Origin of the sequence: Rhizobium sp. PP-F2F-G48 (assembly GCF_004342335.1) — a bacterium.
In the GTDB taxonomy this organism is placed as follows: domain Bacteria; phylum Pseudomonadota; class Alphaproteobacteria; order Rhizobiales; family Rhizobiaceae; genus Ferranicluibacter.
Genome location: NZ_SLVH01000001.1, coordinates 290,753 through 314,846 on the forward strand (window position 1 = coordinate 290,753; position 24,094 = coordinate 314,846).

The 24,094-nt window shown below is 63.5% G+C and carries 25 protein-coding genes; 14 read left to right on the top strand and 11 right to left on the bottom strand.

Annotated elements, in window-relative coordinates; translation table 11 throughout:
• Positions 1-314: 314 nt before the first annotated feature.
• Positions 315-599 (top strand): hypothetical protein, encoded by a 285-nt coding sequence (locus tag C8J36_RS25230; RefSeq protein ID WP_244481092.1) that lies wholly within the window; start codon positions 315-317, stop codon positions 597-599.
• 24 nt (positions 600-623) lie between these two features.
• On the opposite strand, the gene C8J36_RS01350 is transcribed toward C8J36_RS25230, so the two are convergent.
• Together C8J36_RS01350 and C8J36_RS01355 are read right to left on the bottom strand one after the other, a co-directional pair.
• Positions 624-1,136: a hypothetical protein gene (locus tag C8J36_RS01350; protein ID WP_132531788.1), complete on the bottom strand. Its 513-nt coding sequence runs from the start codon at positions 1,134-1,136 to the stop codon at positions 624-626.
• 113 nt (positions 1,137-1,249) lie between these two features.
• Positions 1,250-2,227 carry a LysR family transcriptional regulator gene (locus C8J36_RS01355; RefSeq protein WP_062592080.1) on the bottom strand — a complete coding sequence of 326 codons (978 nt, stop codon included), beginning with the start codon at positions 2,225-2,227 and terminating at the stop codon, positions 1,250-1,252.
• Positions 2,228-2,506: 279 nt separating this feature from the next.
• Between C8J36_RS01355 and chvE the strand changes: the two genes are divergently transcribed.
• From chvE to C8J36_RS01385, 6 genes are all read left to right on the top strand, one after another.
• Positions 2,507-3,574: a multiple monosaccharide ABC transporter substrate-binding protein gene (gene chvE, locus C8J36_RS01360; protein ID WP_062592082.1), complete on the top strand. Its 1,068-nt coding sequence runs from the start codon at positions 2,507-2,509 to the stop codon at positions 3,572-3,574.
• A 118-nt stretch (positions 3,575-3,692) separates the two neighbouring features.
• Positions 3,693-5,228: a multiple monosaccharide ABC transporter ATP-binding protein gene (mmsA, locus tag C8J36_RS01365; protein ID WP_132531791.1), complete on the top strand. Its 1,536-nt coding sequence runs from the start codon at positions 3,693-3,695 to the stop codon at positions 5,226-5,228.
• Positions 5,228-6,436, top strand: coding sequence for a multiple monosaccharide ABC transporter permease (gene mmsB / locus C8J36_RS01370; RefSeq protein ID WP_062592086.1), 1,209 nt, complete (start codon positions 5,228-5,230; stop codon positions 6,434-6,436). The genes mmsA and mmsB overlap by 1 nt, the downstream gene beginning before the upstream one ends.
• A gap of 99 nt (positions 6,437-6,535) precedes the next feature.
• On the top strand, positions 6,536-7,525 hold the full coding sequence (gene araD1, locus C8J36_RS01375) for an AraD1 family protein (RefSeq protein ID WP_132531794.1): 990 nt from the start codon (positions 6,536-6,538) through the stop codon (positions 7,523-7,525).
• Positions 7,526-7,627: 102 nt separating this feature from the next.
• Entirely contained in the window at positions 7,628-7,828 is a 201-nt protein-coding gene (locus C8J36_RS01380) for a type II toxin-antitoxin system Phd/YefM family antitoxin (protein WP_062592090.1), read from the top strand.
• Positions 7,828-8,238, top strand: a complete 411-nt coding sequence (locus tag C8J36_RS01385) for a type II toxin-antitoxin system VapC family toxin (RefSeq protein ID WP_132531800.1) — start codon at positions 7,828-7,830, stop codon at positions 8,236-8,238. Before C8J36_RS01380 ends, C8J36_RS01385 begins: the two co-directional genes overlap by 1 nt.
• Before the next feature lie 82 nt (positions 8,239-8,320).
• Here the strand turns inward: C8J36_RS01385 and C8J36_RS01390 are convergent, their stop codons facing one another.
• The 5 genes from C8J36_RS01390 to mnmD form a co-directional block, all read right to left on the bottom strand.
• On the bottom strand, positions 8,321-9,139 hold the full coding sequence (locus tag C8J36_RS01390) for a transglutaminase family protein (RefSeq protein ID WP_132531803.1): 819 nt from the start codon (positions 9,137-9,139) through the stop codon (positions 8,321-8,323).
• Between the two features lie 19 nt (positions 9,140-9,158).
• Positions 9,159-10,097, bottom strand: coding sequence for an alpha-E domain-containing protein (locus tag C8J36_RS01395; protein ID WP_132531806.1), 939 nt, complete (start codon positions 10,095-10,097; stop codon positions 9,159-9,161).
• Between the two features lie 5 nt (positions 10,098-10,102).
• Positions 10,103-11,497: a circularly permuted type 2 ATP-grasp protein gene (locus C8J36_RS01400; protein ID WP_165914947.1), complete on the bottom strand. Its 1,395-nt coding sequence runs from the start codon at positions 11,495-11,497 to the stop codon at positions 10,103-10,105.
• 309 nt (positions 11,498-11,806) lie between these two features.
• Positions 11,807-13,354 (bottom strand): DEAD/DEAH box helicase, encoded by a 1,548-nt coding sequence (locus C8J36_RS01405; protein ID WP_082476827.1) that lies wholly within the window; start codon positions 13,352-13,354, stop codon positions 11,807-11,809.
• A gap of 298 nt (positions 13,355-13,652) precedes the next feature.
• On the bottom strand, positions 13,653-14,405 hold the full coding sequence (mnmD, locus tag C8J36_RS01410; RefSeq protein ID WP_132531815.1) for a tRNA (5-methylaminomethyl-2-thiouridine)(34)-methyltransferase MnmD: 753 nt from the start codon (positions 14,403-14,405) through the stop codon (positions 13,653-13,655).
• Between the two features lie 38 nt (positions 14,406-14,443).
• Between mnmD and C8J36_RS01415 the strand changes: the two genes are divergently transcribed.
• Positions 14,444-15,619 carry an FAD-binding oxidoreductase gene (locus C8J36_RS01415; protein ID WP_132531818.1) on the top strand — a complete coding sequence of 392 codons (1,176 nt, stop codon included), beginning with the start codon at positions 14,444-14,446 and terminating at the stop codon, positions 15,617-15,619.
• Between the two features lie 83 nt (positions 15,620-15,702).
• On the top strand, positions 15,703-16,236 hold the full coding sequence (locus tag C8J36_RS01420; RefSeq protein ID WP_132531821.1) for a tetratricopeptide repeat protein: 534 nt from the start codon (positions 15,703-15,705) through the stop codon (positions 16,234-16,236).
• A 61-nt stretch (positions 16,237-16,297) separates the two neighbouring features.
• Here C8J36_RS01420 and C8J36_RS01425 read toward each other — a convergent pair whose 3' ends face one another.
• Entirely contained in the window at positions 16,298-16,687 is a 390-nt protein-coding gene (locus C8J36_RS01425; protein ID WP_062593298.1) for a PRC-barrel domain-containing protein, read from the bottom strand.
• Between the two features lie 183 nt (positions 16,688-16,870).
• On the opposite strand from C8J36_RS01425, the gene C8J36_RS01430 reads away from it, so the two are divergent.
• From C8J36_RS01430 to uraH, 5 genes are all read left to right on the top strand, one after another.
• On the top strand, positions 16,871-17,677 hold the full coding sequence (locus C8J36_RS01430) for a DUF1045 domain-containing protein (protein ID WP_132531824.1): 807 nt from the start codon (positions 16,871-16,873) through the stop codon (positions 17,675-17,677).
• Positions 17,678-17,821: 144 nt separating this feature from the next.
• On the top strand, positions 17,822-18,748 hold the full coding sequence (puuE, locus tag C8J36_RS01435; RefSeq protein WP_132531827.1) for an allantoinase PuuE: 927 nt from the start codon (positions 17,822-17,824) through the stop codon (positions 18,746-18,748).
• Entirely contained in the window at positions 18,745-19,305 is a 561-nt protein-coding gene (gene uraD, locus C8J36_RS01440; protein ID WP_245506421.1) for a 2-oxo-4-hydroxy-4-carboxy-5-ureidoimidazoline decarboxylase, read from the top strand. Before puuE ends, uraD begins: the two co-directional genes overlap by 4 nt.
• A complete protein-coding gene (locus C8J36_RS01445) occupies positions 19,302-19,814 on the top strand; it encodes an ureidoglycolate lyase (RefSeq protein WP_132531830.1) in 513 nt (170 codons plus the stop codon). The genes uraD and C8J36_RS01445 overlap by 4 nt, the downstream gene beginning before the upstream one ends.
• 74 nt (positions 19,815-19,888) lie before the next feature.
• Positions 19,889-20,251 (top strand): hydroxyisourate hydrolase, encoded by a 363-nt coding sequence (uraH, locus tag C8J36_RS01450; protein WP_132531833.1) that lies wholly within the window; start codon positions 19,889-19,891, stop codon positions 20,249-20,251.
• A 6-nt stretch (positions 20,252-20,257) separates the two neighbouring features.
• On the opposite strand, the gene C8J36_RS01455 is transcribed toward uraH, so the two are convergent.
• The 3 genes from C8J36_RS01455 to C8J36_RS01465 all read right to left on the bottom strand — a co-directional run bounded on the left by C8J36_RS01455 (position 20,258) and on the right by C8J36_RS01465 (position 24,030).
• Positions 20,258-21,391 (bottom strand): alpha-hydroxy acid oxidase, encoded by a 1,134-nt coding sequence (locus C8J36_RS01455; protein ID WP_132531836.1) that lies wholly within the window; start codon positions 21,389-21,391, stop codon positions 20,258-20,260.
• A 93-nt stretch (positions 21,392-21,484) separates the two neighbouring features.
• Positions 21,485-22,795 (bottom strand): guanine deaminase, encoded by a 1,311-nt coding sequence (guaD, locus tag C8J36_RS01460; RefSeq protein ID WP_132531839.1) that lies wholly within the window; start codon positions 22,793-22,795, stop codon positions 21,485-21,487.
• On the bottom strand, positions 22,792-24,030 hold the full coding sequence (locus C8J36_RS01465; RefSeq protein ID WP_132532965.1) for a urate hydroxylase PuuD: 1,239 nt from the start codon (positions 24,028-24,030) through the stop codon (positions 22,792-22,794). Before C8J36_RS01465 ends, guaD begins: the two co-directional genes overlap by 4 nt.
• Between the last annotated feature and the right edge of the window lie 64 nt (positions 24,031-24,094).

The window sequence follows — 24,094 nt, forward strand, 5'->3', positions numbered from 1 at the left end:
GAGCCAGAGGACGCGGAATGATACGCTCACTCCGCACAAGCGCTAGGCGATCCGCCGTGGCAGACCTGTCGGGTCGAGACCGGAGAGAGACCGGCACTGTCGCATCCTTGCCAAGGTCATACAGGGTCGAGATGCGGCTTGCCATCGCCGGAACGAAAGATTGATCCTGATCTTTGTTTGGAATTTTTATTCCGTTGGCTCTATGCCCGTCAAGTCGCTGGTCTTGCGCTTTGGATGTTTTTTGCGCATGTCCTTTGCCAACGGTTGCGCCATCTCCACATCCATCAGCGCGCGCGACCGCTCCAAGAGGGCGCATGCAGAAGTTCATCGATCCGGATCACCCTTTCTATCGCCCTCTCTGGAGGCGGTTGCTGATCGTCGGGAGCTGCGCGCTCTGGACGGCCGTCGAATTCTGGAATGGCGCCACGACATGGGGCATGATCTTTCTGGCCGTCACCGCCTATACCTCGGCAACGCTGATCGTGTTCTTCAAGCCGACGGGTGCGGCCGAGGGCGTTCAGACGGAGACCGAGCGCGCGGTGGATGCGCCTTCGGCTGATCCGTCCGAAAAACCCTTCCGCGACGAACCGAAGGCCTGATCGTCAAAGGCCGGGACGCGTTCGCTATCTCGGGCGGGGCACCGTCATGCCGATCGGAAGGCCGCGCTTCAGCCGGCGCAAGGCCTCGTCCACCAGCATATTGGCGATCGTCATGCGTGTGGTCGCCGCCTCGCTGTCTTCCGGCGCGTGGCGATCCGGATGATTGCGGATGGCGAAGGCCCGGCGCTTCTCGGCGAGCGTCGTCGGCGTGTCGGCATTCGATATTTCAAGGTCCTCGGCCACCTCGGCGGGGGACATCCGGTCGAGATGAACGGGCCGCGCTCGCGGCGGAGGTTCGGGGGCGCGGGGCTCGGGGATTTCGGGCAGCGGCTCGGGTTCGGGCGTCGGGCCCGGGGCTTCTTCCATCTCGGCATAGGCCTGCCGCACGGCGTCGCCGGCGGCTGCGGGTTCCCAGGAAAAGGCAAGGCCCGTGTTGAGGCCTGAAATGCCGGCGCGCGTCGCGACCTCGATCTCGTCCCGCGGATTTTCCTCTTCGATCCGCTCGAGCACGGACTGGAAGAGCGATTTGCCGAACATGGCCGTCTCCCCGGAAAAGCCCTGGCGTCGCCGTGGGGGCACGGCTGTCCTCGGCTCAACCCAAGCACGACAGGATTGCGCAAGCCTGTCCATGTTGGACACGGGGTCGCCTGTCAGGCCTTGGCCTCCTGGAGGATCAGGTCGTGCAGCAGCTTGGCGCTGGGGGGAAGTTCGCGACCGCGCGGCGTGATGAGGCTGTAGGGGCGGATGGTGATGGCGAAATCGATCGGCAGGACGCGGATCTCGCCGATCGACGTGCCGTTGCTCGCCACCAGCTCGGCCACATCCCGGGCAACGGGCGCGATCGCATTGGTGTTGCGCACGATGGAGAGCGTGAGGATGATCGAGGAGGTGTTGATCGTCGTGGTCGGCAGCGGCACGCCGCTGGCGAGAAAGCTATCCTCGACGGCGCGGCGCAGCAGCGTTCCCGCCGGCTGGAAAACCCAGTCGTGGCCCGGCAGATCCTCATGCACGATGACGGGCTTTTCGAGCAGGGGATGCCCTTCGCGAACGATCAGGCAGACATCCTCGGATCCGATCTCCACGAGATCGAACTGGCGGGGATCGATATCGTCGGGAATGCGGCCGATGACGAAGTCGTGCCGGGCGGCCATGAGCTCGCGGATGAGGACGTTGCTGTTCTCGATCTGGATGCTGATCTCGATGCCGGGATAAGCGGTCGTCACCTGGTGCATGGCCGGCACGGCAAGATGCAGGGCAGGGCCCGTGACCGAGCCGAGCGACACCGAACCGCCGCGACCGGTCTTCAGTTCGCCGATCTCGCGCGCGGTTTCGCGCAGTTCGAGAAAGATCGTGCGGGCACGGCGGGCGAGCGCCTTGCCATAGGGCGTGAGTTCGACGCCCCGGGCCACGCGCTCGCAGAGCGGCGCCCGCAGGATCGATTCGATGTCTCCGAGCATGCGCGATGCCGCCGGCTGCGAGATCCCCAAAGCCTCGGCCGCCGCGCTGATCTGGCCCCTGTCCTCGATGGCGAGGATGAGGTGCAGATGCACGAGCTTCAGCCCGGACTTGAAAACATTGCGCGCGGACGCGCCGAAAGGCACAAGTCCTTGATTTTCCGTGTCTTCCATGTGACGTGACTCCCCCAGCTCCCCACGCCGTTAAAAATCACATTCTTTTCATTTATTATACCAAAAAAATTATGGGAGTGATCGAATATTGTATTTGACAGTTATGGAGTTTGATTCCAGTTTGCGGCGATGTGCGCCGGCGCTTGCGGAGGTTAAAGCCGGGGGGATTTCTTCATCCATTTGCCCTCCCAACTCGGGATCGATTCTCGGGTGCGTCCAGCGCTGCACATATCGCGACGGCTCCAGGCCGGCGCGGTCAACACTCCAGGGAGAGACCGTATGAAACTGGTAACATCACTTCTGGCCGCTGCCGCCATCGGCGTCGCGTCCTTCGCCTTCCCGGCGTTCGCGCAGGACAAGGGCACCGTTGGCATTTCCATGCCGACGAAGACCTCGACGCGCTGGATCTCGGACGGCGAGACCATGGAAAAGCTGTTCAAGGAAGCCGGCTACACCGCCGACCTGCAGTTTGCCGACGACGACATTCCGAACCAGCTCGCCCAGATCGAGAACATGGTCACCAAGGGTGCCAAGGTTCTCGTCATCGGCGCCATCGACGGCACGACGCTCTCCGACATTCTCGCCAAGGCCCACGAAGCCGGCGTCAAGGTCATCGCCTATGACCGCCTGATCCGCGACAGCGGCAATGTCGACTACTACGCGACGTTCGACAACTTCCAGGTCGGCGTTCTCCAGGCAACGACGCTCGTCAACGGCCTGAAGCTCGACGGCGCAACCGAGCCGAAGAACGTCGAACTGTTCGGCGGTTCGCCGGACGACAACAACGCCTTCTTCTTCTACGACGGCGCCATGTCGGTTCTCCAGCCGCTGATCGATGCCAAGAAGATCGTCGTCAAGTCCGGCCAGATGGGCATGGAACAGGTCGGCACGCTGCGTTGGGACGGTGCCGTTGCACAGGCCCGCATGGAAAACCTGCTGTCCTCGACCTACACCGACGCAAAGGTCGATGGCGTTCTCTCCCCCTATGACGGTCTCTCGATCGGCATCATCTCGGCCCTGAAGGGCGTTGGCTACGGCTCCGGCGACATGCCGATGCCGATCGTCACCGGCCAGGATGCCGAACTGCCTTCGGTCAAGTCGATCATGGCTGGCGAACAGTACTCGACGATCTTCAAGGATACGCGCGAACTGGCCAAGGTTACAGTTGGCATGGTCGATGCCGTGATCAGCGGCAAGGAGCCCCAGATCAACGACACCAAGACCTACGACAACGGCGTCAAGGTCGTTCCTGCCTACCTGCTGAAGCCGGTTGCCGTCGACAAGACGAACGCCAAGGACGTCCTGGTCGGCGCCGGTTACTACACCGCCGAGCAGATCGACAACTAAGCGATCACGCTATCATGGGGTCCGCGATACCAGTCGCGGACCCTTTTGGCATATGAGGAGCCTGACCCTCGGCCCGTCCCACCTCATCGCAAGACGGACGGCCACTGGAACGCCTGACATGGACAATTACATTCTCGAAATGCGGGGCATCACCAAGACGTTTCCCGGCGTGAAAGCGCTCGACGACGTCAATCTCAAGGTTCGCGAGGGCGAAATCCACGCGCTCGTGGGCGAGAACGGTGCCGGCAAATCGACCCTGATGAAGGTGCTGAGCGGCGTCTATCCCGCCGGCAGCTATGACGGGGACATCGTTTTCGACGGCTCGGTCCGCCAGTTCAAGGACATTTCGGACAGCGAGCATCTCGGAATCATCATCATTCACCAGGAACTGGCGCTCGTTCCGCTGCTCTCGATCGGGGAAAACATCTTCCTCGGCAACGAGGTGGCGTCCAAGGGTGTCATCGATTGGAAGGAAACATTTGCCCGCACGCGCGAGCTTCTCGCCAAGGTCGGCCTGAAGGAATCGCCCGCAACGCTGATCACCGATATCGGCGTCGGCAAGCAGCAGCTGGTGGAAATCGCCAAGGCCCTCTCGAAGAAGGTGCGCCTGCTGATCCTCGACGAGCCGACAGCGTCGCTCAACGAGACGGATTCGGCCGCCCTCCTTCATCTGCTGATGGAATTCCGCAAGCAGGGCATGACCTCGATCATCATTTCGCACAAGCTGAACGAGATCAAGACGGTTGCCGACAAGATCACCATCCTGCGCGATGGCGGCACGGTCGAAACCCTCGACTGCCACAATGAGGATATCGGCGAAGACCGGATCATCAAGGGCATGGTCGGGCGCGACATGGACGACCGCTATCCGCCGCGCGATCCGAAGATCGGCAGCACGCTGCTGGAAGTGAAGAACTGGAACGTCTACCACCAGCACCACCGCGACCGGCAGTTCCTGCATGACGTGAACTTCACGGTTCGCGCCGGCGAGGTCGTCGGCATCGCAGGCCTGATGGGCGCCGGACGCACCGAGACGGCCATGAGCATCTTCGGCCGTTCCTGGGGCCACAAGATCACCGGCGATGTGATGATGCACGGCAAGCCGGTCGATGTCAGCACGATCCAGAAGGCGATCGAGGCGGGGCTGGCCTATGTCACCGAGGACCGCAAGCATCTCGGTCTCGTGCTGAACAACAACATCATGCACAATACGACGCTCGCCAACCTGCCGGCCGTGGCCAAGGGCGGCGTGATCGACGGGCACCGCGAGCGCGAGGTCGCCACCGACTACCGCAAGCGCCTGCGCATCCGCTCGCATTCGATCTACCAGGAAACGGTGAACCTTTCGGGCGGCAACCAGCAGAAGGTCGTGCTGTCCAAGTGGCTCTTCACCAATCCGCAAATCCTCATCCTCGACGAGCCGACACGCGGCATCGACGTCGGTGCGAAATACGAAATCTATTCCATCATCAATCAGCTGGCTGCCGAGGGCAAAGGCATTCTCATGATCTCGTCCGAGATGCCCGAGCTCCTGGGAACCTGCGACCGCATCTACGTTATGAACGAAGGTCGCATCGTCGCGGAACTCCCCAAGGGTGAAGCCAGCCAGGAATCCATCATGCGAGCCATCATGCGCTCCGGGGAGAAGCACTAATGGTCCTTGAAACCAGCGCACCAGCAGCAAAGCCGTCCGTCGGCGCCTATCTGAAAGCCAACATCCGCGAATACGGCCTCCTGGTCGCGCTCGTCGTCATCATGCTGTTCTTCCAGTTCGTCACCGGCGGCGTGCTCTTCCGCCCCGTCAACATCACCAACCTGATCCTGCAGAACTCGTTCATCGTCATCATGGCGCTGGGCATGCTGCTCATCATCGTCGCCGGCCATATCGACCTGTCGGTCGGGTCGATCGTCGCCTTTACCGGTGGCCTGTCGGCCGTCATGATGGTGAAATGGGGCATTCACTATTCGCTCGTGGTGCCGCTCTGCCTCGTTCTCGGCGGTCTCGTCGGCGCGGCGCAGGGCTACTGGGTCGCCTATCAGAAGATCCCGTCCTTCATCGTGACGCTGGCCGGCATGCTCGTTTTCCGCGGCCTGACCTACCTCATTCTCCAGAACCGCCCGATCGGCCCGTTCCCCAAGGAATTCCAGATCCTGTCGACCGGTTTCGTGCCGGACCTGCTCTGGTTTGCCAATCCGAACCCGGCGATCGTCACCAACCTCTTCGCGCTGATTGCCGTGATCGTCCTCGTCGGTCTCGCCGTCTATTCCGGCCTCAAGGAGCGCAAGAGCAACGACAAGCACGGCACGGAGAACGAGCCTTTCGTGTTCTTCGCCATCCAGATGGCCATCATCGGTGCCGTCGCGATCTTCCTCGGCTTCCAGCTGTCGACCTATCGCGGCTTCCCGAACGTGCTGATCGTCATGGCGCTCCTGATCGCGCTCTACACCTTCATCACCACGCGTTCGACCATCGGCCGTCGCATCTACGCCATGGGCGGTAACGAGAAGGCTGCCAAGCTCTCGGGCATCAACACCGAACGCCTGACCTTCCTGACCTTCGTCAACATGGGCGTTCTCGCAGCGCTTGCCGGCATGATCATCGCGGCCCGCCTCAACTCGGCAACGCCGAAGGCCGGCGTCGGCTTCGAGCTCGACGTCATCGCCGCCTGCTTTATCGGCGGCGCATCGGCTTCGGGCGGCGTCGGCAAGATCACCGGTGCGGTCATCGGCGCGTTCATCATGGGCGTCATGAACAACGGCATGTCGATCATGGGTCTCGGCATCGACTACCAGCAGCTCGTCAAGGGCCTGGTCCTGCTCGCCGCCGTGTTCTTCGACGTCTACAACAAGAACAAGGGCTGATCGTTTCCCGAGAGGGAACGCTCACGTCGTTCGAGATCACGCCGCCGTCTGACAGGATCAGATGGCGGCGTTTGCGTTCGAGAGAGGGAGGACAACACCATGCTGATGTCGCAGATCCGCAATGAAGACGGTTCGATCACGGTCGCCATTCGCGAAGAGGGAGAGCCGGGGCGTGCCGTGCGCGGCGCGCGGAGCGCCTACGCGCTGGCGCTCGAAGCCGCCAATTCCGGGCGGACGCTCGCCGATATCGTGACGGCGCGGGGCGTGGCCGGTGTCGTCGATCTCCAGGCAGCCTCTGCAGAGGGCCGCTTCCTGCCACCGATCACCCATCCCGATCCGGCCCATCTCCACCTCACCGGCACGGGCCTCACCCATCTCGGCTCGGCTGCCACGCGCGACGCGATGCATGCGTCGGCAAAGGACGAGGCCGATATGACGGACTCGATGAAAATGTTCCGGATGGGTCTCGAAGGCGGCAAGCCGAAGCCGGGCGAAACGGGCGTGCAGCCGGAATGGTTCTACAAGGGCAACGGCCTGCAGCTTGCCGCGCCCGGCGGCGATCTCGTCTCGCCGTCCTTCGCCGCCGATGGCGGGGAAGAGCCCGAAATGGCCGGCATCTACGTCATCGCCGAGAACGGCCAGCCTTTCCGGCTCGGCTTTGCCGTCGCCAACGAGTTCTCGGACCATGTCACCGAGCGCGTCAACTATCTCTTCCTCGCCCATTCGAAGCTGCGCCCCGCCAGCGTCGGTCCGGAGATCCGCATCGGCAACGCTCCGTCCGACATCCGCGGCACCTCCCGCATCCTGCGCAACGGCGCCGTCCTGTGGGAAAAACCCTTTCTCTCCGGCGAAGCCAACATGTCCCACAGCTTCGCCAATCTCGAACATCACCACTTCAAATACGCCCTCTTCCGCACGCCCGGCGATGTCCATGTGCACATGTTCGGCACGGCAACGCTGTCGTTCGGAGATGGCGTGCGGACGCAGGCGGGCGATCTGTTCGAGATGGAGGCCGAGGGGTTCGGGTTGCCGTTGCGCAACCGGCTGGTGGTGGGCGCCGAACAGGTGGTGACGGTGGGAGTGCTGTAGAGGTCTTGTGCCACTTCCGCCAACAGCCTATCTTTTTGCATGTTCCGGAGGTAGGCCATGAGCGTTCGACGTGTTGGTGCTGTAGAATTTGAAGCAACGTGCATGACGATCATCGACCGCATGAGGGACGACGGGGAGCCTGTGATCGTCACCAAGGGCGGCGAACCGGTTGCGATGATGACCCCGCTCTCTCACCCAAAGCGGCGTCCCAGCTTGATTGGTGCTCTGAGGAGCGCCGGTTACGACTTCGATGATTCCTTCGGCCCGGTCTCGGGGGCCGGAGACTGGAACGCGCAGTCTTAATGGTGGTGGATACCCACGTCCTCGTTTGGGCCGTTCAGGATGATCCCAGACTGAAACGCAGGGCAAGGACGCTTCTCGACGCTGCGACAGCAGAGGGACCTGTTCTCGTTGCTGCGATCAGCCTGTGGGAGATCGCGATGCTGGTCGCGAAAGGACGTCTGCTGCTCGGCATGGATGCCAGCAGCTGGATGAACCAGGTAACGGCTTTGCCGGGCATTGAGATCGCGCCGCTGAGCGGTCGGATCGCCGTCGAAAGTGTCAGCCTGCCCGGGAGCTTTCGTGCGGACCCGGCTGACAGGATGATCGTCGCCACGGCTAGATGTCACAAGCTTCCGCTCATGACCGCGGATGAAGCAATTCTCGCCTGTAGCGCGACCGGATATCTCTCGACAACTCCGGCCCAACTCTGAACGTCATCCGGCTAGCGCTTCGCCACACCGCATCGACAGCGGGTCAACCCGGGCTTCCAAGGGTCATCGACGCCTCTTCGAGTCAGCTCTGGCTCTGGCTTTGCCCCTGCTGCTCCACCGTCAGGGCCACCGTCAGCGTTTCATTCGCGGCACCGTGGACGAGGCCGGAGATGGGGGCGGCGTCGCGGTAGTCGAGGCCGGTGGCGATGCGGACGTAGCGCTCGTCGGGGCAGACGTCGTTGGCAGCGTCGAAACCGACCCAGCCGAGACCGGGGAGGTGGGCTTCGGCCCAGGCATGCGTGGCGCTCTGCTCGGTGCGGTCGTCCATCATCAGGTAGCCGGAGACGTAGCGGGCGGGCAGGCCGAGCGAGCGGGCGCTGGCGATGAAGATGTGGGCGTGATCTTGGCAGACGCCGATGCCGCGCGTGAGGGCTTCGTCCGCTGTCGTCTCCGTGCCTGTGGATCCCGGTTCGAAGGTCACGGCCTCATGGATCGCGCCCATGAGATCGTGCATCTGTGCCAGCACACCATCGCCGCCTTGCGACTTGGCGAGATCGCGGATCTGCTTCGTCCGCTTGGTCAGCGGCGTGTCGCGCTGGAAGAGCCAGAGCGGGATGTAGGACTGATGAGGCCCGAACACGCCGGCGCGATCCTGCGTCTCGACCTCGCCGGTCGCCACGATGCGCATGCGGATCTGGTCGCCCATGACGCTGACGAGGGTCACGCGGTTGGCGAAATGATCCTCGTAGCCGACCTCCACCTTGGCACCTTCGACCGAGGTCTCCCAGTTCAGGACGGTCTGTCCCGGCTGGGAGAAGGGCGTGAGACGGAGCCGCTGCAGCGAGTAGCTGACCGGCTCCGCATAGCTGTATTCGGTCGTGTGGGTGATTTTCAGTCGCATACGCCGGATGTGTCCTTGTTCAATAGAACCTGTAGCCGTCGGAAATTTCCTGGCTCAGACGATTGTTCTGGGTGATGAACGTCTCGATATACTCGTGCAGGCCCTGATCCATCACGTCCTTGATCGAGCAGTTCCGCAGCGATTTCAGCGTGGTCTCGGACGTGTCGTGCGCGCTGTGCCGCTCGCCATATTCCCGCTCGAGATAGCCGAGATTGCTGTTGATCTTGTCGTAGCAATAGGCGAGCGAGCGCGGCATGCGGCCGTTGAGGATCAGGAAGTCGGCGATGTTGGCCGCCTTGTATTCCGCCTCGTAGACCCAGCCATAGCTGCGATGGGCCGACACCGAGCGCAGGATCGATTCCCACTGGACATTGTCGATTGCCGTGCCGACCTGCGACACGGCCGGCAGCAGGACATAGTATTTCACGTCGAGAATGCGGGCGGTGTTGTCGGCACGCTCGATGAAGGTGCCGATGCGCGAGAAGTTGAAGAGGTCGTTGCGCAGCATCGTGCCGTGGAAGGCACCGCGGATGAGACCCGTCTTGCGCTTGATCGCGTCGATGACCTCCGGCAGATCGGCGGCCTTCACGCGGCGGGCGAGCATGGATTTGAGGTCGAGATAACACTCGTTGACCGCTTCCCAGGTCTCGCGCGTCAGTGCGGTGCGCACCATGCGGGCATTGCTGCGGGCGGTCTCGATGCAGGAGAGCACGCTCGACGGGTTGGTGGTCTCGCGCAGCAGGAAATCGACGGCGTCCGCGCTCGTCGCGCTCTCGTAGCGCTGCTCGTAGATGTCCATGACGCCCGAACTCTGGAGCACGCTTTCCCAATTGTCTTCGCCGAGATGCGAGCGGGTGAGCGACATGCGCAGTCCGGCATCCACCAGGCGGGCGCTGTTTTCTGCCCGCTCGATATAGCGGAACATCCAGTATAGGCCGTTTGCTGTTCTTCCGAGCATGCCGATCAGTCCTCCAGTACCCAGGTGTCCTTCGTGCCGCCGCCCTGGCTGGAATTCACCACCAGAGAGCCGGCCTTGAGGGCCACGCGGGTCAAGCCGCCGGGAATGATCTGCACCTTGTCGGACACCAGCACATACGGCCTGAGGTCGACATGGCGCGGCGCGATGCCCTTGTTGACCATGATCGGAACGGTCGAGAGGGAGAGAGTCGGCTGCGCGATGTAGTTGCTCGGGCGCGCCTTCAGCTTGTCGGCAAACAGCGCCCGTTCCTTCTTGGAGGCCGTCGGGCCGACGAGCATGCCGTAGCCGCCGGAGCCGTGGACCTCTTTCACGACGAGGTCGGCAAGGTTTTCCAGCACATATTTCAGGCTGTCGGGCTCCGAACAGCGCCAGGTCGGCACGTTCTCAAGCAGTGCCTTGCGGCCGGTGTAGAACTCCACGATCTCCGGCATGTAGGAATAGATCGCCTTGTCGTCGCAGATGCCGGTGCCCGGCGCATTGGCGATGGTGATGTTGCCGGCGCGGTAGACATCCATGATGCCGGGAATGCCGAGGGCGGATTCCGGCTTGAAGGTCAGCGGATCGAGATAGTCGTCGTCCACACGGCGGTAGAGCACATCGATCGCCTCGTAACCGCGGGTGGTGCGCATGCGCACCTTGCCGTCGATGACGCGCAGGTCCGAGCCTTCGACCAGCTCGACGCCCATCATGTCGGCCAGGAAGGCATGCTCGTAATAGGCGGAATTGTAGATGCCGGGCGTCAGCACGGCGACGCGCGGTTTGCCCTCGCAGCCGGGAGGGGCGACGGCGGCCAGAGAGTGGCGCAGCAGATAGGGGTAGTTCTCCACCGGCTGGACGCGGTTCTGATAGAACAGCTCGGGGAACATCTGCATCATCGTCTCGCGGTTTTCGAGCATGTAGCTCACGCCGGAGGGGGTGCGGGCATTGTCCTCGAGAACGTAGAACTGGTCCTCGCCGGTGCGCACGATGTCGGTGCCGACGATGTGCGTATAGACCCCACCCGGCGGACGCATGCCGACCATCTGCGGCAGGAAGGCATCGTTCTTCTCGATCAGTTCACGCGGAATGCGACCCGCCTTGATGATTTCCTGCTTGTGGTAGATGTCGTCCAGAAAGGCATTGAGCGCCAGCACGCGCTGCTCGATGCCCTGCGCCAGGCGGCGCCATTCCCGTGCGGAGATGATGCGCGGAATGAGATCGAAGGGGATGAGCTTCTCGGCGCTGTCGGCATGCCCGTAGACGGCAAACGTGATGCCGGTCTTGCGAAAGATGTTCTCGGCCTCTTTCGACTTGGCGATCAGGCGGGCTCTGTCCTGGCTGGCATACCATTCGTTGTATGTTGCGTAAGGCGGTCGCGGAGTGTTGTCCGCATTCATCATTTCATCGAATGCCAACGGCCTGGTCCCCTTTTTAAGCCATTTGATTACAAGCGCTTCGGCAATGCAAGAAGCATGCTCGTTTCAGCCGGAAAGAAATTTTCACCCGTTCCGGCTGTCCCCTTGGGCAAGAAGATGGCTTTCGCAGGGGGAATGACAAGGCGACCTCCCGGCCTTGCCGAGGGAATTCGCTCAATATCTTCGCACCTGCTTATCGAATGAGCGGATAGCCCTGACGCGTGCCGGACGGCACAAAGGAAAACGGCGGAACTTCCGTCCCGCCGTTTTCCAATCTTCAGATGTCCGTCTGTCTTATGCTTCTTCGCGGCGCGAACCTTCGCGGCGCTGGGCGGCCTGTGCGCCCGGGCTGCCGGCTGCCGGGCGAGGGCCGCGGCTGGAGGTGCGGGGTGCGCCGCCCGGACGGCCATTGCGGTTGCCGTTGCGCTTGGCAAGGGCTGCCTGATGGGCGGCCTGTGCGGCCGGGCCCTGGCCCTTGCGGTGTTCGCGGCGCTGCGCATTGTCGTCGCCGGCCAGAAGATCGTCGCCTGCAAACGGGCTCGGGGCCTGTGCCACGCGGGCCGGGCGGTTGTTCTCGCCGCCGCGGTTCTCACCACGACCCTGGCCACCGCGGTTTTCGCCGCGTCCCTGGCCGTTGCGGCCTTCATTGTTGCTGCCGCGGCCACCATTGCCACGCGCATTGCGGGGGGCCGGTGCGCGGGAGATGTGCGCCGGTGCTTCGCCGCTGGCGACCGTGATGGTCATGCCCATCAGCTTTTCGATGTCGCGCAGCAGGCGGGCTTCGTCCGGTGCGCAGAAGGCGATGGCGATGCCGTCGCGGCCCGCACGGGCGGTCCGGCCGATGCGGTGAACATAGGCTTCGGCGACTTCCGGCAGATCGTAGTTGTAGACGTGGGTGATGCCGGGGATGTCGATGCCGCGGGCGGCGACGTCGGTGGCAACCAGAACCTTGATCTCGCCGTCACGGAAGGACTTCAGGGCGCGCTCGCGCTGGCCCTGGCTCTTGTTGCCGTGAATGGAGGCTGCGGAATAGCCGACCGACTCCAGGTGCTTCATCAGCTTTTCGGCGCCATGCTTGGTGCGCGAGAAGACGATGGCGCGGCCGTCGGGGTTTGCGGTCAGCGACTGCTTCAGCAGCGTGACCTTGCCGTCCTTGCCGTTCACGAAATGCACGAACTGCTCGATCTTGTCGGCAGCCTTGCCGGCGGTCGCGACTTCGACGCGCTTCGGATCGGTCAGGTAGTCGCCTGCGAGATCGGCGATCGCCTTCGGCATCGTGGCCGAGAACAGCAGGGTCTGGCGGTTCTTCGGGACGAGCTTGGAAATCTTGCGCAGGTCGTGGATGAAGCCGAGGTCCAGCATCTGGTCGGCTTCGTCGAGCACGAGGTAGCGCGCGGTGGTCAGCGTCACGGCCTTGCGGTTGAGAAGGTCGAGCAGGCGGCCGGGGGTGGCGACGAGGATTTCGACGCCGCGTTCCAGCTGCTGGGTCTGCTTGTTGATGGAGGCGCCACCGACGACGAGGCCGATCCGCAGCGGGCTCTTCTTGACGAAGACCTTCAGGTTGGCGGCGATCTGGTTCACCAGTTCGCGGGTGGGTGCCAGGATCAGCGCGCGGACGTTGCGCGGGTCGGCGCGCTTGCCGTCGGCGAGCATGCGCTCGATCATCGGCAGGCCGAAGGCAGCGGTCTTGCCGGTGCCGGTCTGTGCGAGGCCGATGAGGTCATGGCCTGCCATGACGAGCGGGATCGCTTCGGCCTGAATCGGCGTCGGCTTGGTGAAACCTTCCAGTGTAAGGTTCGCTACCATCTGCTCGGAGAGGCCAAGGGAAGTAAAATCGGTCAAAGGTATGCCTTTCGGGGCGCCAAACGACAGGGACCGGAAACAACGCTTTCTGCGGTTCCGGGTCATCTGGTTTCAAGAACCCCGCGTGAGATGGGATCTTGGTGGGTTGAAAAAGCTGTCTGCGCTGCGGGTGCCGAATGTGGCACGGTCTCATAGGTGCGCTTAGCCTTCGCGACGGATTGACAAAATCCGCTTGGCTCGCTCACGCGGCGGCCGGAAGGTGACGCTGGCCCTCATGTCGTTGTTTGCAGCCAAAAAGTCAAGACGTCTTTTCGCATGTGCGAAAGGCACGTCGGTTTCACACGGCTTCTGAGGGTGCGGGAGGACGCGTGCCGCGCAGCATTTCCCGCTTGCCGGCAAAGCCCGGATGACGTTCGACCCGGAAACCCGCGGCCTGCAGGTTGCGTCGCACGAAACCGGCCGCGGCATAGGTGGCGAAGGTTCCGCCGATGGCCGTGCGGTCGTGGACCGCCGCCATCAGCTCTACAGACCACATGTCCGGGTTGCGCGAGGGCGCGAAGCCATCGAGATACCAGGCGTCGAAGACCGCGGGCGCGCGTATCACCGTCTCCAAGGCCGGTCCGCAGACGATGGTGAGCGTGACGTCGTCTGCAAGATCGAGACGGACCGTGCCTGCGAGAGCCTCCGGCCATGCCGCGACCAGCGCCTCGCGTTCCTCCTCGATCTCGGACCAGGCGGAGAGCGCGCGGGCGATGTCGGACGCCTGCATCGGAAAGCGCTCGAAGGAGGAGAAGGCGAGACGGGCGCCGGGTGGCTTTGCGGCCAGCTTCCACCGGCGCCAGGTCTCGCAGAGATTGAGCCCGGTGCCGAAGCCGAGTTCGCCGATCGTAAACGTCTGCGCATCCTGCCAGCGCCCGGGCAGGCCGTTGCCGTCCAGGAAGACATGGCCACATTCCAGCCGTCCGTCCGTGCGGCAATAAAAATGGTCGTCAAATTCCACCGAATACGGCATATCGCCGGTGTGCCAGCTGAGCGTCTGGCGGCTCGGCGTTTCAGCGTCGGCAGGGGTGGTCGGGCGGCTCTCGGTCATGGACAAGCGATAATAAGCCCGGCGGGCAAGGTCAATCGATGGCGGATGGGAAGACGGATCTGGTCGTCATCGGCGGGGGCATCATGGGTCTCTGGACGGCGCTTTACGCCGCCCGCGCGGGGCTCGAGGTGCTTCTCGTGGAGCGCACGACGATCGGGGCGGGCGCGAGCGGCGGCCTGCTCGGCGCGTTGATGCCGCACATGCCCGACAGGTGGAACGACAAGAAGCAGTTCCAGTTGGATGCGCTGGTGTCGCTGGAGCACGAGATCCGCGCGATGGAGGCGCAGACCGGGCTTTCCGCGGGATACAGGCGGACGGGCCGGCTCATTCCGCTGGCAAAGCCGCATTTGCGGGCGATCGCGCTGCGGCAGGTGGGCGACGCCGATATCAACTGGCAAAGCGGGAGCGGCGGCTTTCCCTGGCGTGTGCTCGATGCCGCACCGGACGGCCTGTTCTCCCCGGATGCCGTTGCCGAAGGCGCTGTCTTCGACGGGCTTGCGGCCCGCGTCTCGCCGCGCGGCCTGCTGCGACTTCTGACGGCGACGCTCGCAACGATGCGCGGCGTGACGATCCGGGAGCAATGCGCCGTGCGCGGCATCGATCCGCAGCGCGGGCAGGTGGTTTTGTCCGACGGCAGCGTCGTTCATGCAGGGCATATCGTGCTGGCCGCAGGCGTCGACAGTTTTCCGATGATCGACGGTCTGCCGAAGGTTGTGGGCGGAGCGCCGAGGCCGGCGAGCGGCACCGGCGTCAAGGGACAGGCGGCGCGGCTTGCGGTCGATCTCGATCCGGGCCTGCCGATCCTCTATTCGGACGGCGTCTATGTCATCGCGCATGACGCGGGCGGCGTGGCGATCGGCAGCACCAGCGAGGTAGAGTATGCCGACCCGCTCGCGACGGACCAGCGGCTCGACGGTCTTCTCGCAAAGGCGGAGACACTGGTTCCGGCGCTCGCCGGTGCGCCGATCCTCGAGCGCTGGGCGGGGCTGCGTCCGCGCGCGGTCGGGCGGGACCCGATGGCCGGCGTGCATCCGGATCATCCGCGCCTGCACCTGATGACCGGCGGCTTCAAGATCAGTTTCGGCATCGCCCATCGCTTGGCGCGGGCCGTGGTGGAGGGCCTCGGCGGACGGCCGACGGATCCTGAAGGGGCGATGACGCTTCCCGCATCGTTCCGATGCGAAAACCACCTCGGCGCGCCATCACGCGCCTGATCTCGCGGCTTGCCGCGATCTGCCTGCGTCTGTAAGAATATTCGACAGTTGCGGATGACCTATCCGTCAGCCTGGAGGATCCCATGTCGATGTCCAAACACGTCCTGTCCCTCGTTGCCGGCGCTTGCCTCGCTTCGGGCCTTTTCCTGTCGCCGGCCCTTGCAGCGGGGGATGACAGCCCGAGCACGCCCGTCTGCAAGAAGGGCGAGGTCTACGACCAGAAGACCAAGAAATGCGTCAAGCAGCAGGGCTCCAATCTGACGGACGAGAACAAGGCGGATTATGCCTATGCGCTTGCCAAGGCGGAGCGCTATGCCGAGGCGCTGGAGGTTCTGGATACGGTCAAGGATCAGGAGACGGCCGAAGTTCTGAACTATCGCGGCTATGCAACGCGCAAGCTCGGAAAGACCGACGAGGGCATCGGCTACTATCTCAAGTCGGTCGACAAGGACCCGAACTACGCGAAGGTTCGGGAATATCTGGGCGAGGCCTATGTGGTGAAGGGTCAGATCGATCTCGCGCGTGCCCAGCTCGACACCATCAAGTCGATCTGCGGCACGGACTGCGAAGAATATAAGGACCTCGCGGAGGTCATCGCCGACCCGTCGAAAATCTGAGCCCATGAAAAAGGGGCGCTGCCGTCCGGCGCGCCCCGCATCTGTCGTCCGTATGTGAAACCTACATCCAGTAAGGCGGCACGCCGTAATAATCGTAGACCTGGCGGCCGTTTTCGCGGTTCCACGCATATTCGTCGTCGCTGCGATATTTCGGCGCCTTCTGGACCTGCTCGCGCGTCAATTCCGTGCGATAGCCGCCCAAAGCTTCATCATAGCTCAGCTTCGTCCACGGGATCGGATAGTGATCCTCGCCGATGCCGAGGAAGCCGCCAAAGCCGAGAACGGCATAGGCGACCTGGCCGTTGCGCTTTCCGATGATCAGTCGCTCGATCGAACCGATCCGCTCGCCATCGGCACCGTAGACGCGTGTGCCTTCGACCTTGTCGCTTGCGATCAGGTCGTGAGTCTCCACGATGCTGGCATCCTGAAGTTTAGAGCTGTCACCCGGCATATTGAGGCTGCCGTCATTCAGATTGGGGTTGTGATAGGTCACGTTCCGTCTCCTCTTCTGGCTTGATGCTCGATAAACGTTTGGACGGCGCTCGGGTTCCCTGGATTTCGCGCCGTGACAGAGGCCGGCTTCGTCAGGCTGTCATGCAAATCACGTAGCGCAGGGGGTAAACCGAGGTTTGCCATGCGCTACGCCATCTGCTTCACTCCGCCGATCCACGATCCGCTTTCCGTGGCTGCCGCCGACTGGCTGGGGCGCAACGTCTATTCCGGCGATCTTTGCGAACAACTGTCGGTCGCAGGATGCTCTGCGCAGGACATGGCGTATTACACCGCCGTTCCCCGGCGCTACGGCTTTCACGGATCGATCAAGGCGCCGTTTCATCTGGCCGGGGACAGAACCGAATCGGCGCTGCTGAAGGCGATGATGCGGTTTGCCGGCGAGATCGGCCCGTTCGAAATCCCCGATCTCGAAGTCTCCTGGCTCGGCAGCGCGTTCGGGCTCAGCCCGCGCGTCCCGTGCGAACCGCTGACGCATCTGGCGGCGCGGGTCGTTCAGGCCTTCGACGAGTTCCGGGCGCCCTTCACCGATGGGGACATCGCGCGTCTGAACGCCGACAAGCTGACGGCGCCGCAGTTTTCCAACCTGCATCGCTGGGGCGATCCCTTCGTCATGGACGAATACCGCTTTCACATGATGCTGACCGGACCGATGACGGCCGCGATGCGCCAGAAGATGGAAGGGCCGTTGCGGATGCAGTTCGCCGCGGCGCTCGCGCAGCCGGTGAAGGTCGCAAGCCTTGCTTTGTTCATCGAACCGGGCGCGGGGGCGCCGTTGCGCGTCCATTCCCAGCATCCCCTCGGCAAGCTCTCGGCCCACAAGCCGACGGCGCGCTTCGCCGCACCTTCCGACCCCACGACATCGGCGGCGACGCCCGCGCGGGAAGTGCAGATGGCCAAGGCCATGCGGCGGCTGACCACCGGCGCGTAAAGGCCGGCGCGTAAAGGAAAGAGCCGCGCCGCGTCCGCAGCGTGCAGGGCGCGACGACCGCCTCGTTTCGCCTGTCGATATCGATCTTTATGCCTCGACTTTCCCGTTTCGGATGGTACCGTTTGGCGACAAAGAGGGTACGACATGGATTTTTCGACACCGCGCGATCTCGTCGGCTATGGCCGTCACCTGCCCGAGGTTCACTGGCCCGGCGCGGCCCGGATCGCCGTTCAGTTCGTCGTCAACTATGAAGAAGGTGGCGAGAGCACGATCATGGATGGCGAGAAGGCCTCCGAGTCGCTGCTGTCGGAGATCGTCGGCGCCCAGCCCTGGCCGGGGCAGCGTAACCTCAACATGGAATCCATCTACGAATATGGGTCGCGCGCCGGATTCTGGCGGCTGTGGCGCCTGTTTACCAGCCGCAACGTGCCGGTCACGGTCTATGGTGTGACGCTGGCGATGGCCCGCAATCCCGACGCCGTCGCCGCCATGAAGGAAGCCGATTGGGAAATCGCCAGCCACGGCTATCGGTGGCTCGAATACAAGGACTTCACCGAGGAGGAGGAGCGCCGCCATATACGGGACGCCGTGCGCCTGCACACGGAGCTGACCGGCTCGCACCCGCTCGGGCTCTATCAGGGCAAGCCTTCGGACAACACCCTGAAGCTCGTCATCGAGGAGGGCGGCTTCCTCTATTCCTCCGACAGCTATGCCGACGAGCTGCCCTACTGGGTGCCGGGCAAGACGCCGGAGACGCCGCATCTCATCATTCCCTACACGCTGGATGCCAATGACATGCGGTTCGCCACGCCGCAGGGTTTCAATTCCGGCGACCAGTTCTTTACCTATCTGAAGGATACGTTTGACGTGCTCTACGAGGAGGGTGCCAATGGCAGCCCGAAGATGATGAATATCGGCCTCCACTGCCGTCTCGTCGGGCGGCCCGGACGGGCGGCGGCGTTGGCGCGCTTCGTCGATTACGTGCTGTCGAAGGACAAGGTCTGGATCGCCAAGCGGATCGATATCGCGCATCACTGGCATGCGCACCACAAGCCGGAGGGCGGCCTGTGAGCATCTCCAGAGACAGCGCGGACGGGCAGGCGTTTATTGCCCGGTTCGGCGGGATTTTCGAGCATTCGCAATGGGTCGCCGAGGACGCGCTCGACGGTCTGGCGGAGGGGCCACTGACGGCCGCCACCGTGCATGCGGCCATGGTCCGGGCGTTTCGGGCCGCATTGCCGGAAAAGCGACTGCAGGTGCTGCGCGCCCATCCCGATCTCGCCGGACGGCTGGCGATCGCCGGCGGGCTGACCGCCGACAGCAAGGCGGAACAGGCCTCGGCCGGTCTCGATCGGCTGACGCCGGACGAGCACGCCCGCTTCACCACCTGCAATGCGATCTATACCGACAAGTTCGGCTTCCCTTTCATTATCGCGGTGCGCGGAAAGACGAAGGACGACATTCTCGCGGCCTTCGAGGCACGGCTGGACAACACGCCGGACGAGGAGTTCGCGACCGCCACGGCCGAGGTCGAGACGATCGCCCGGCTGCGGCTGGACGCGCTTCTTCCCGGATCGGGGCCTGGATCTGGGCCTGGATCGGCGCCTGCGTCTGGATCGGGTGCATGAGCGGTCTGGTTCTGCCCATCGAACCGCTGACGGCGGAAGCCTTCGCGCCGTTCGGCAGCGTCATCGAGGCCGATCCCGCAACGATGCGGCTCATCAATGGCGGGACGACGGAGCGGTTTCATGCCTTGAGCACGACGGAGGCGGCCGGTGAGGATGCCCGCGTGATCATCAGCATCTTTCGCGGACAGCCCCGGCTGTTTCCCTATGTGGTGGATATGATGGAGCGGCACCCGTGGGGCTCCCAGAGTTTCGTTCCGCTCGACAACCGCTCCTGGCTTGCTGTCGCGGCGGAGGACGAGGATGGCCGGCCCGGTCGTCCCCGGGTCTTTGCCTGTTCGGGCCGTCAGGGCGTGCAATATGGCCGGAACGTCTGGCATCATCCCCTGGTCGCCGTCGGTGCCGTCAGCGATTTCCTCGTGGTCGATCGCGAGGGGCGCGAGCCCAATCTGGAAGAGGTCTTCTTCGAAACGCCGTTCACGATCGCGGCCTCGTCGATATCTGAGGGCTGATCTCGTTCATTTGGAAACCATAGTCTCAGGCCCTGCGGGAACGGTCCCGTCGGGTTCATCGAAAAGAGGTCATCATGTCCGCCACCGGCCGCCTGACAACGCATGTTCTCGACACGGCGCTCGGCCGTCCCGCGGCCGGTTTGCAGATCGCGCTGTTCCACATCGAGGGTGAGGGGCGCACGCTTCTGAAGATCGTCGCGACGAACAGCGACGGGCGGGTGGACGCGCCGCTTCTCGAAGGCGATGCGCTCGTGCGCGGGACCTATGAGCTCGTCTTTCACGCCGGCGACTATCTGAAGGCGAGCGGCACGGCGCTGTCCGATCCGCCCTTTCTCGACATGATCCCGCTGCGCTTCGGGATTGCCGACCCCGCAGCGCATTATCACGTGCCGCTGCTGCTCTCGCCCTTCAGCTACTCGACCTACCGGGGAAGCTGACCGGCTTCAGACGTCGAGAATATTGCTGTCGACATCCAGAATGTCGCGCTTGCCGCAGAGCGCCATGGTGATGTCGAGCTCCTTGCGCAGGATTTCGAGCGCCAGCAGCACGCCGGTCTTGCCGCCGGCGCCGAGCCCGTAGAGGAACGGGCGGCCGATATAGGTTCCCTGTGCGCCGAGCGCCACAGCCTTCAGGATATCCTGCCCGGAACGGATGCCGCCATCGATATGGATCTCTATGTCGCCGCCGACCGCATCGACGATGCGGGGCAGCATGGCGATCGAGGATGCGGCGCCGTCCAGCTGGCGTCCGCCATGATTGGAGACGATGATCGCATCCGCGCCGGTCTTCGCTGCCATGCGGGCATCTTCCGGATCGAGGATGCCCTTGAGGATCAGCGGGCCGCCCCAGAGCTGCTTGATCCAGGCGACGTCGTCCCAGGAGAGTTTCGGGTCGAACTGCTCCGCCGTCCAGGCCGACAGGGAAGAGAGGTCCGAGACGTTCTTGGCATGGCCGACGATGTTGCCGAAGCCGCGCCGCTGGGTCTTCAACATTTTCAGGCACCAGCTGGGCCGCGTCGCCATCTGCCAGATGTGCTTGGGCGTGAACTTCGGCGGCGCGGAGAGACCGTTGCGCAGGTCCTTGTGTCGCTGCCCGAGGATCTGCAGGTCGAGCGTCAGCACCAGCGCCGAGCACTTTGCAGCCTTGGCGCGATCGATGAGATTGCGGACGAAATCGCGGTCCTTCATGACGTAGAGCTGGAACCAGAACGGTTTGGTCGTGACCGAGGCGACGTCCTCGATCGAGCAGATGCTCATGGTCGACAGGGTGAAGGGCACGCCGAACTCTTCCGCCGCCTGCGCCGCCAGCATCTCGCCATCGGCATGCTGCATGCCGGTGAGCCCGGTCGGCGAAAGCGCCACCGGCATCGAGACCTTTTGCCCGATCATGGTGGTGGCGAGCGACCGGTTGGTCATGTCGACCAGCACCCGCTGGCGCAGCTTGATCTTCTGATAGTCCGTCTCATTGGCGCGATAGGTGCCCTCGGTCCAGGCGCCGCTATCGGCATAGTCGAAGAACATTTTTGGTACGCGGCGTTTCGCCAAAGCTTTCAGATCGCTGATTTCGAGGGACGGCATGGGCGGCTCCGCAAGAGGTGTTGCCTTCGTCCTAGCATGCCGAAAGCCGGGCGTTAAGCGTCAGGCGTGCAACTGGTCAATTTTATTGACCAGTTATCTCAAAGTGGTTTTTGCGGCCCGGCCGGCGACATAGGTCTCCACCACGGCCCGGTCGTCGCCCATGGTCTGCAGGAGGAAGAGTTCGTCGGAAAGCGAGGCCACGACCTCGGCCTTCAGCGCCATGGCCGGCGTCGCCGCCATGTCGAGCACGATCAGATCGGCGTCGGTTCCCGGTTCCAGCGTGCCGATCCGGTCGGACAGGGTGAGCGCCTCGGCATTGCCGAGCGTCAGATAGTAGTAGCTCTCGAACGGGTTCAGCCGCTCGCCCAGCAATTGCTGGATCTTGTAGGCCTCGTCCATGGTGCGCAGCATGGAATAGCTCGATCCGCCACCGATATCGGAGGCGACGGAGATTCGCACCGGCTTTTCCCGCCGCGCCAGTTCCTTCAGCGGAAACAGGCCGGAGCCGAGGAAGAGGTTGGAGGTGGGGCAGTGCACCGCGACCGAGCCGGTCTCGCTCATCACGTCCCGCTCGCGCTCCGACAGATGGATGGCGTGGCCGAACAGGGATTTGGGACCCATGAGACCGTAGCTCGCATAGACATCGGTGTAGTCGGCGGCATCGGGATAAAGCGAAAGCGTGTAGTCGATCTCGTCGCGGTTTTCCGAGAGATGCGTCTGGATGTGCAGGTCCGGGAACTCGGCTGCGAGCGTCTGCGCGGCCGACATCTGTTCCGGTGTCGAGGTGATGGCGAAGCGGGGGGTGATGGCGACGTGATTGCGGCCCTTGCCGTGCCATTCGGCGATGACTGCCCGCGTCTCGTCATAGCCGACTTGGGGCGTGTCGAGCAGGCCCTGCGGTGCGTTGCGGTCCATCATCACCTTGCCGGCGATCATGCGCATATCGCGCTTCATGGCTTCCGTGAAGAATGCGTCGGCCGAGGCCTTGTGGACAGAGCAGTAGGCGACCGCCGTCGTCGTGCCGTGGCGGATCATCTCGTCGAAGAAATGGACGGCAATGCGCGCGGCATGCGCCGTTTCCACGAAGCGGCATTCCTCGGGAAATGTGTAGGTGTTCAGCCATTCCAGCAGATTGGCGGCATAGGAGCCGATGACCTGCATCTGGGGAAAATGGACGTGGGTGTCGATGAAGCCGGGCAGGATGAGGTGCGGCCGATGGTCGATCTCGACGACATCGTCCGGCGCCTGCGCGCGCACCGCATCGTAGGACCCGCTGGCGACGATCAGGCCGTCCCGCAACAGCAGGGCGCCGTCGGTCTCGTAGAGGTAGGCCTGCGTGTCGTCCATCGACACGGGGCGGCGGCGGAACGTCAGGGTTCGGCCGCGAAGAAGCATTGAGGTCATCGTGTTGCGGTTCCCGCGGCGCTTTCGAACCAGGCGGCGATCAGCGCGCGTTCGTCGGCCGTCATGTCGGTCAGGTTGCCGGGCGGCATGGCATGGCTGCGGCCGGCCTGGAGGTAGATCTCGCGGGCATGGGCCGCGATCTCGCCGTCATTTTCGAGCACCACGCCCTTTGGCGGGCGGACCAGCCCTTCATAGACCGGTTCGGCCGCGTGGCACATGGAGCAGCGGGTCGAGACCGTGTCGCGCACCGCAGGGAAATGCGCGTTTTCGGCAAAGTGGGCAAAGGCGGGGGAGACGGCGGCGGTTCCTCCTGCAGAGCCCGGCAGCTTCGGTGCCGTCGAGAGCCACATGATGAGGATGAAGAGGAGGACCGTGACAAGCCATGTCCATGTCGGTCTGCCCTTCCGTGCATGGGTGGTGTTGAACCAGTGGCGGATGGTGACGCCCATGAGGAAGACGAGCGCCGCGATGATCCAGCTATAGGCCGTGGCGAAGGCCAGTGGATAGTGGTTCGACAGCATGAAGAAGATGACGGGCAGCGTCAGGTAGTTGTTGTGCAGCGAGCGCTGCTTGGCGATCGCGCCGTATTTCGGGTCCGGCGTGCGCCCGGCGATAAGATCCGCCACCACGATGCGCTGGTTGGGCATGATGATGAAGAAGACGTTGGCCGACATGATGGTGGCCGTGAAGGCGCCGAGATGCAGGAAGGCGGCACGGCCGGTGAAGATCTGCGTGTAGCCCCAGGCCATGGCGACCAGCGCGACATAGAGCAGGCCCATCAGCGTCCAGGTGTTCTTGCCGAGCGGTGACTTGCACAAGAGGTCGTAGAAGATCCAGCCGATGCCGAGGGAGGCGAGCGACAGGAGGATCGCGGTCGTGGAGGAGACGTCGAGGACGTGGCGATCGACCAGGAACAGATCGGCGCCGCCATAGTAGACCAGACAGAGCAGGACGAAGCCGGAGAGCCAGGTGGTGTAGGCCTCCCATTTGAACCAGGTCAGGTGTTCCGGCATCGTGGCCGGTGCGACAAGATATTTCTGGACATGGTAGAAGCCGCCGCCATGAACCTGCCATTCCTCGCCATAGGCCCCGACCGGCAGGTGCGGCCGCTTGACCAGCCCGAGATCGAGCGCGATAAAATAGAAGGAGGAGCCGATCCAGGCGATGGCGGTGATCACGTGAAGCCAGCGCACGGCAAAGGTCAGCCATTCCCAGACGATGGCGTATTCGTACATGTCTGTCCCTTTCATGCCCCCCGATTGTCACATTGCGAAAATTTTGACGGTGAGGGAAGGGGCG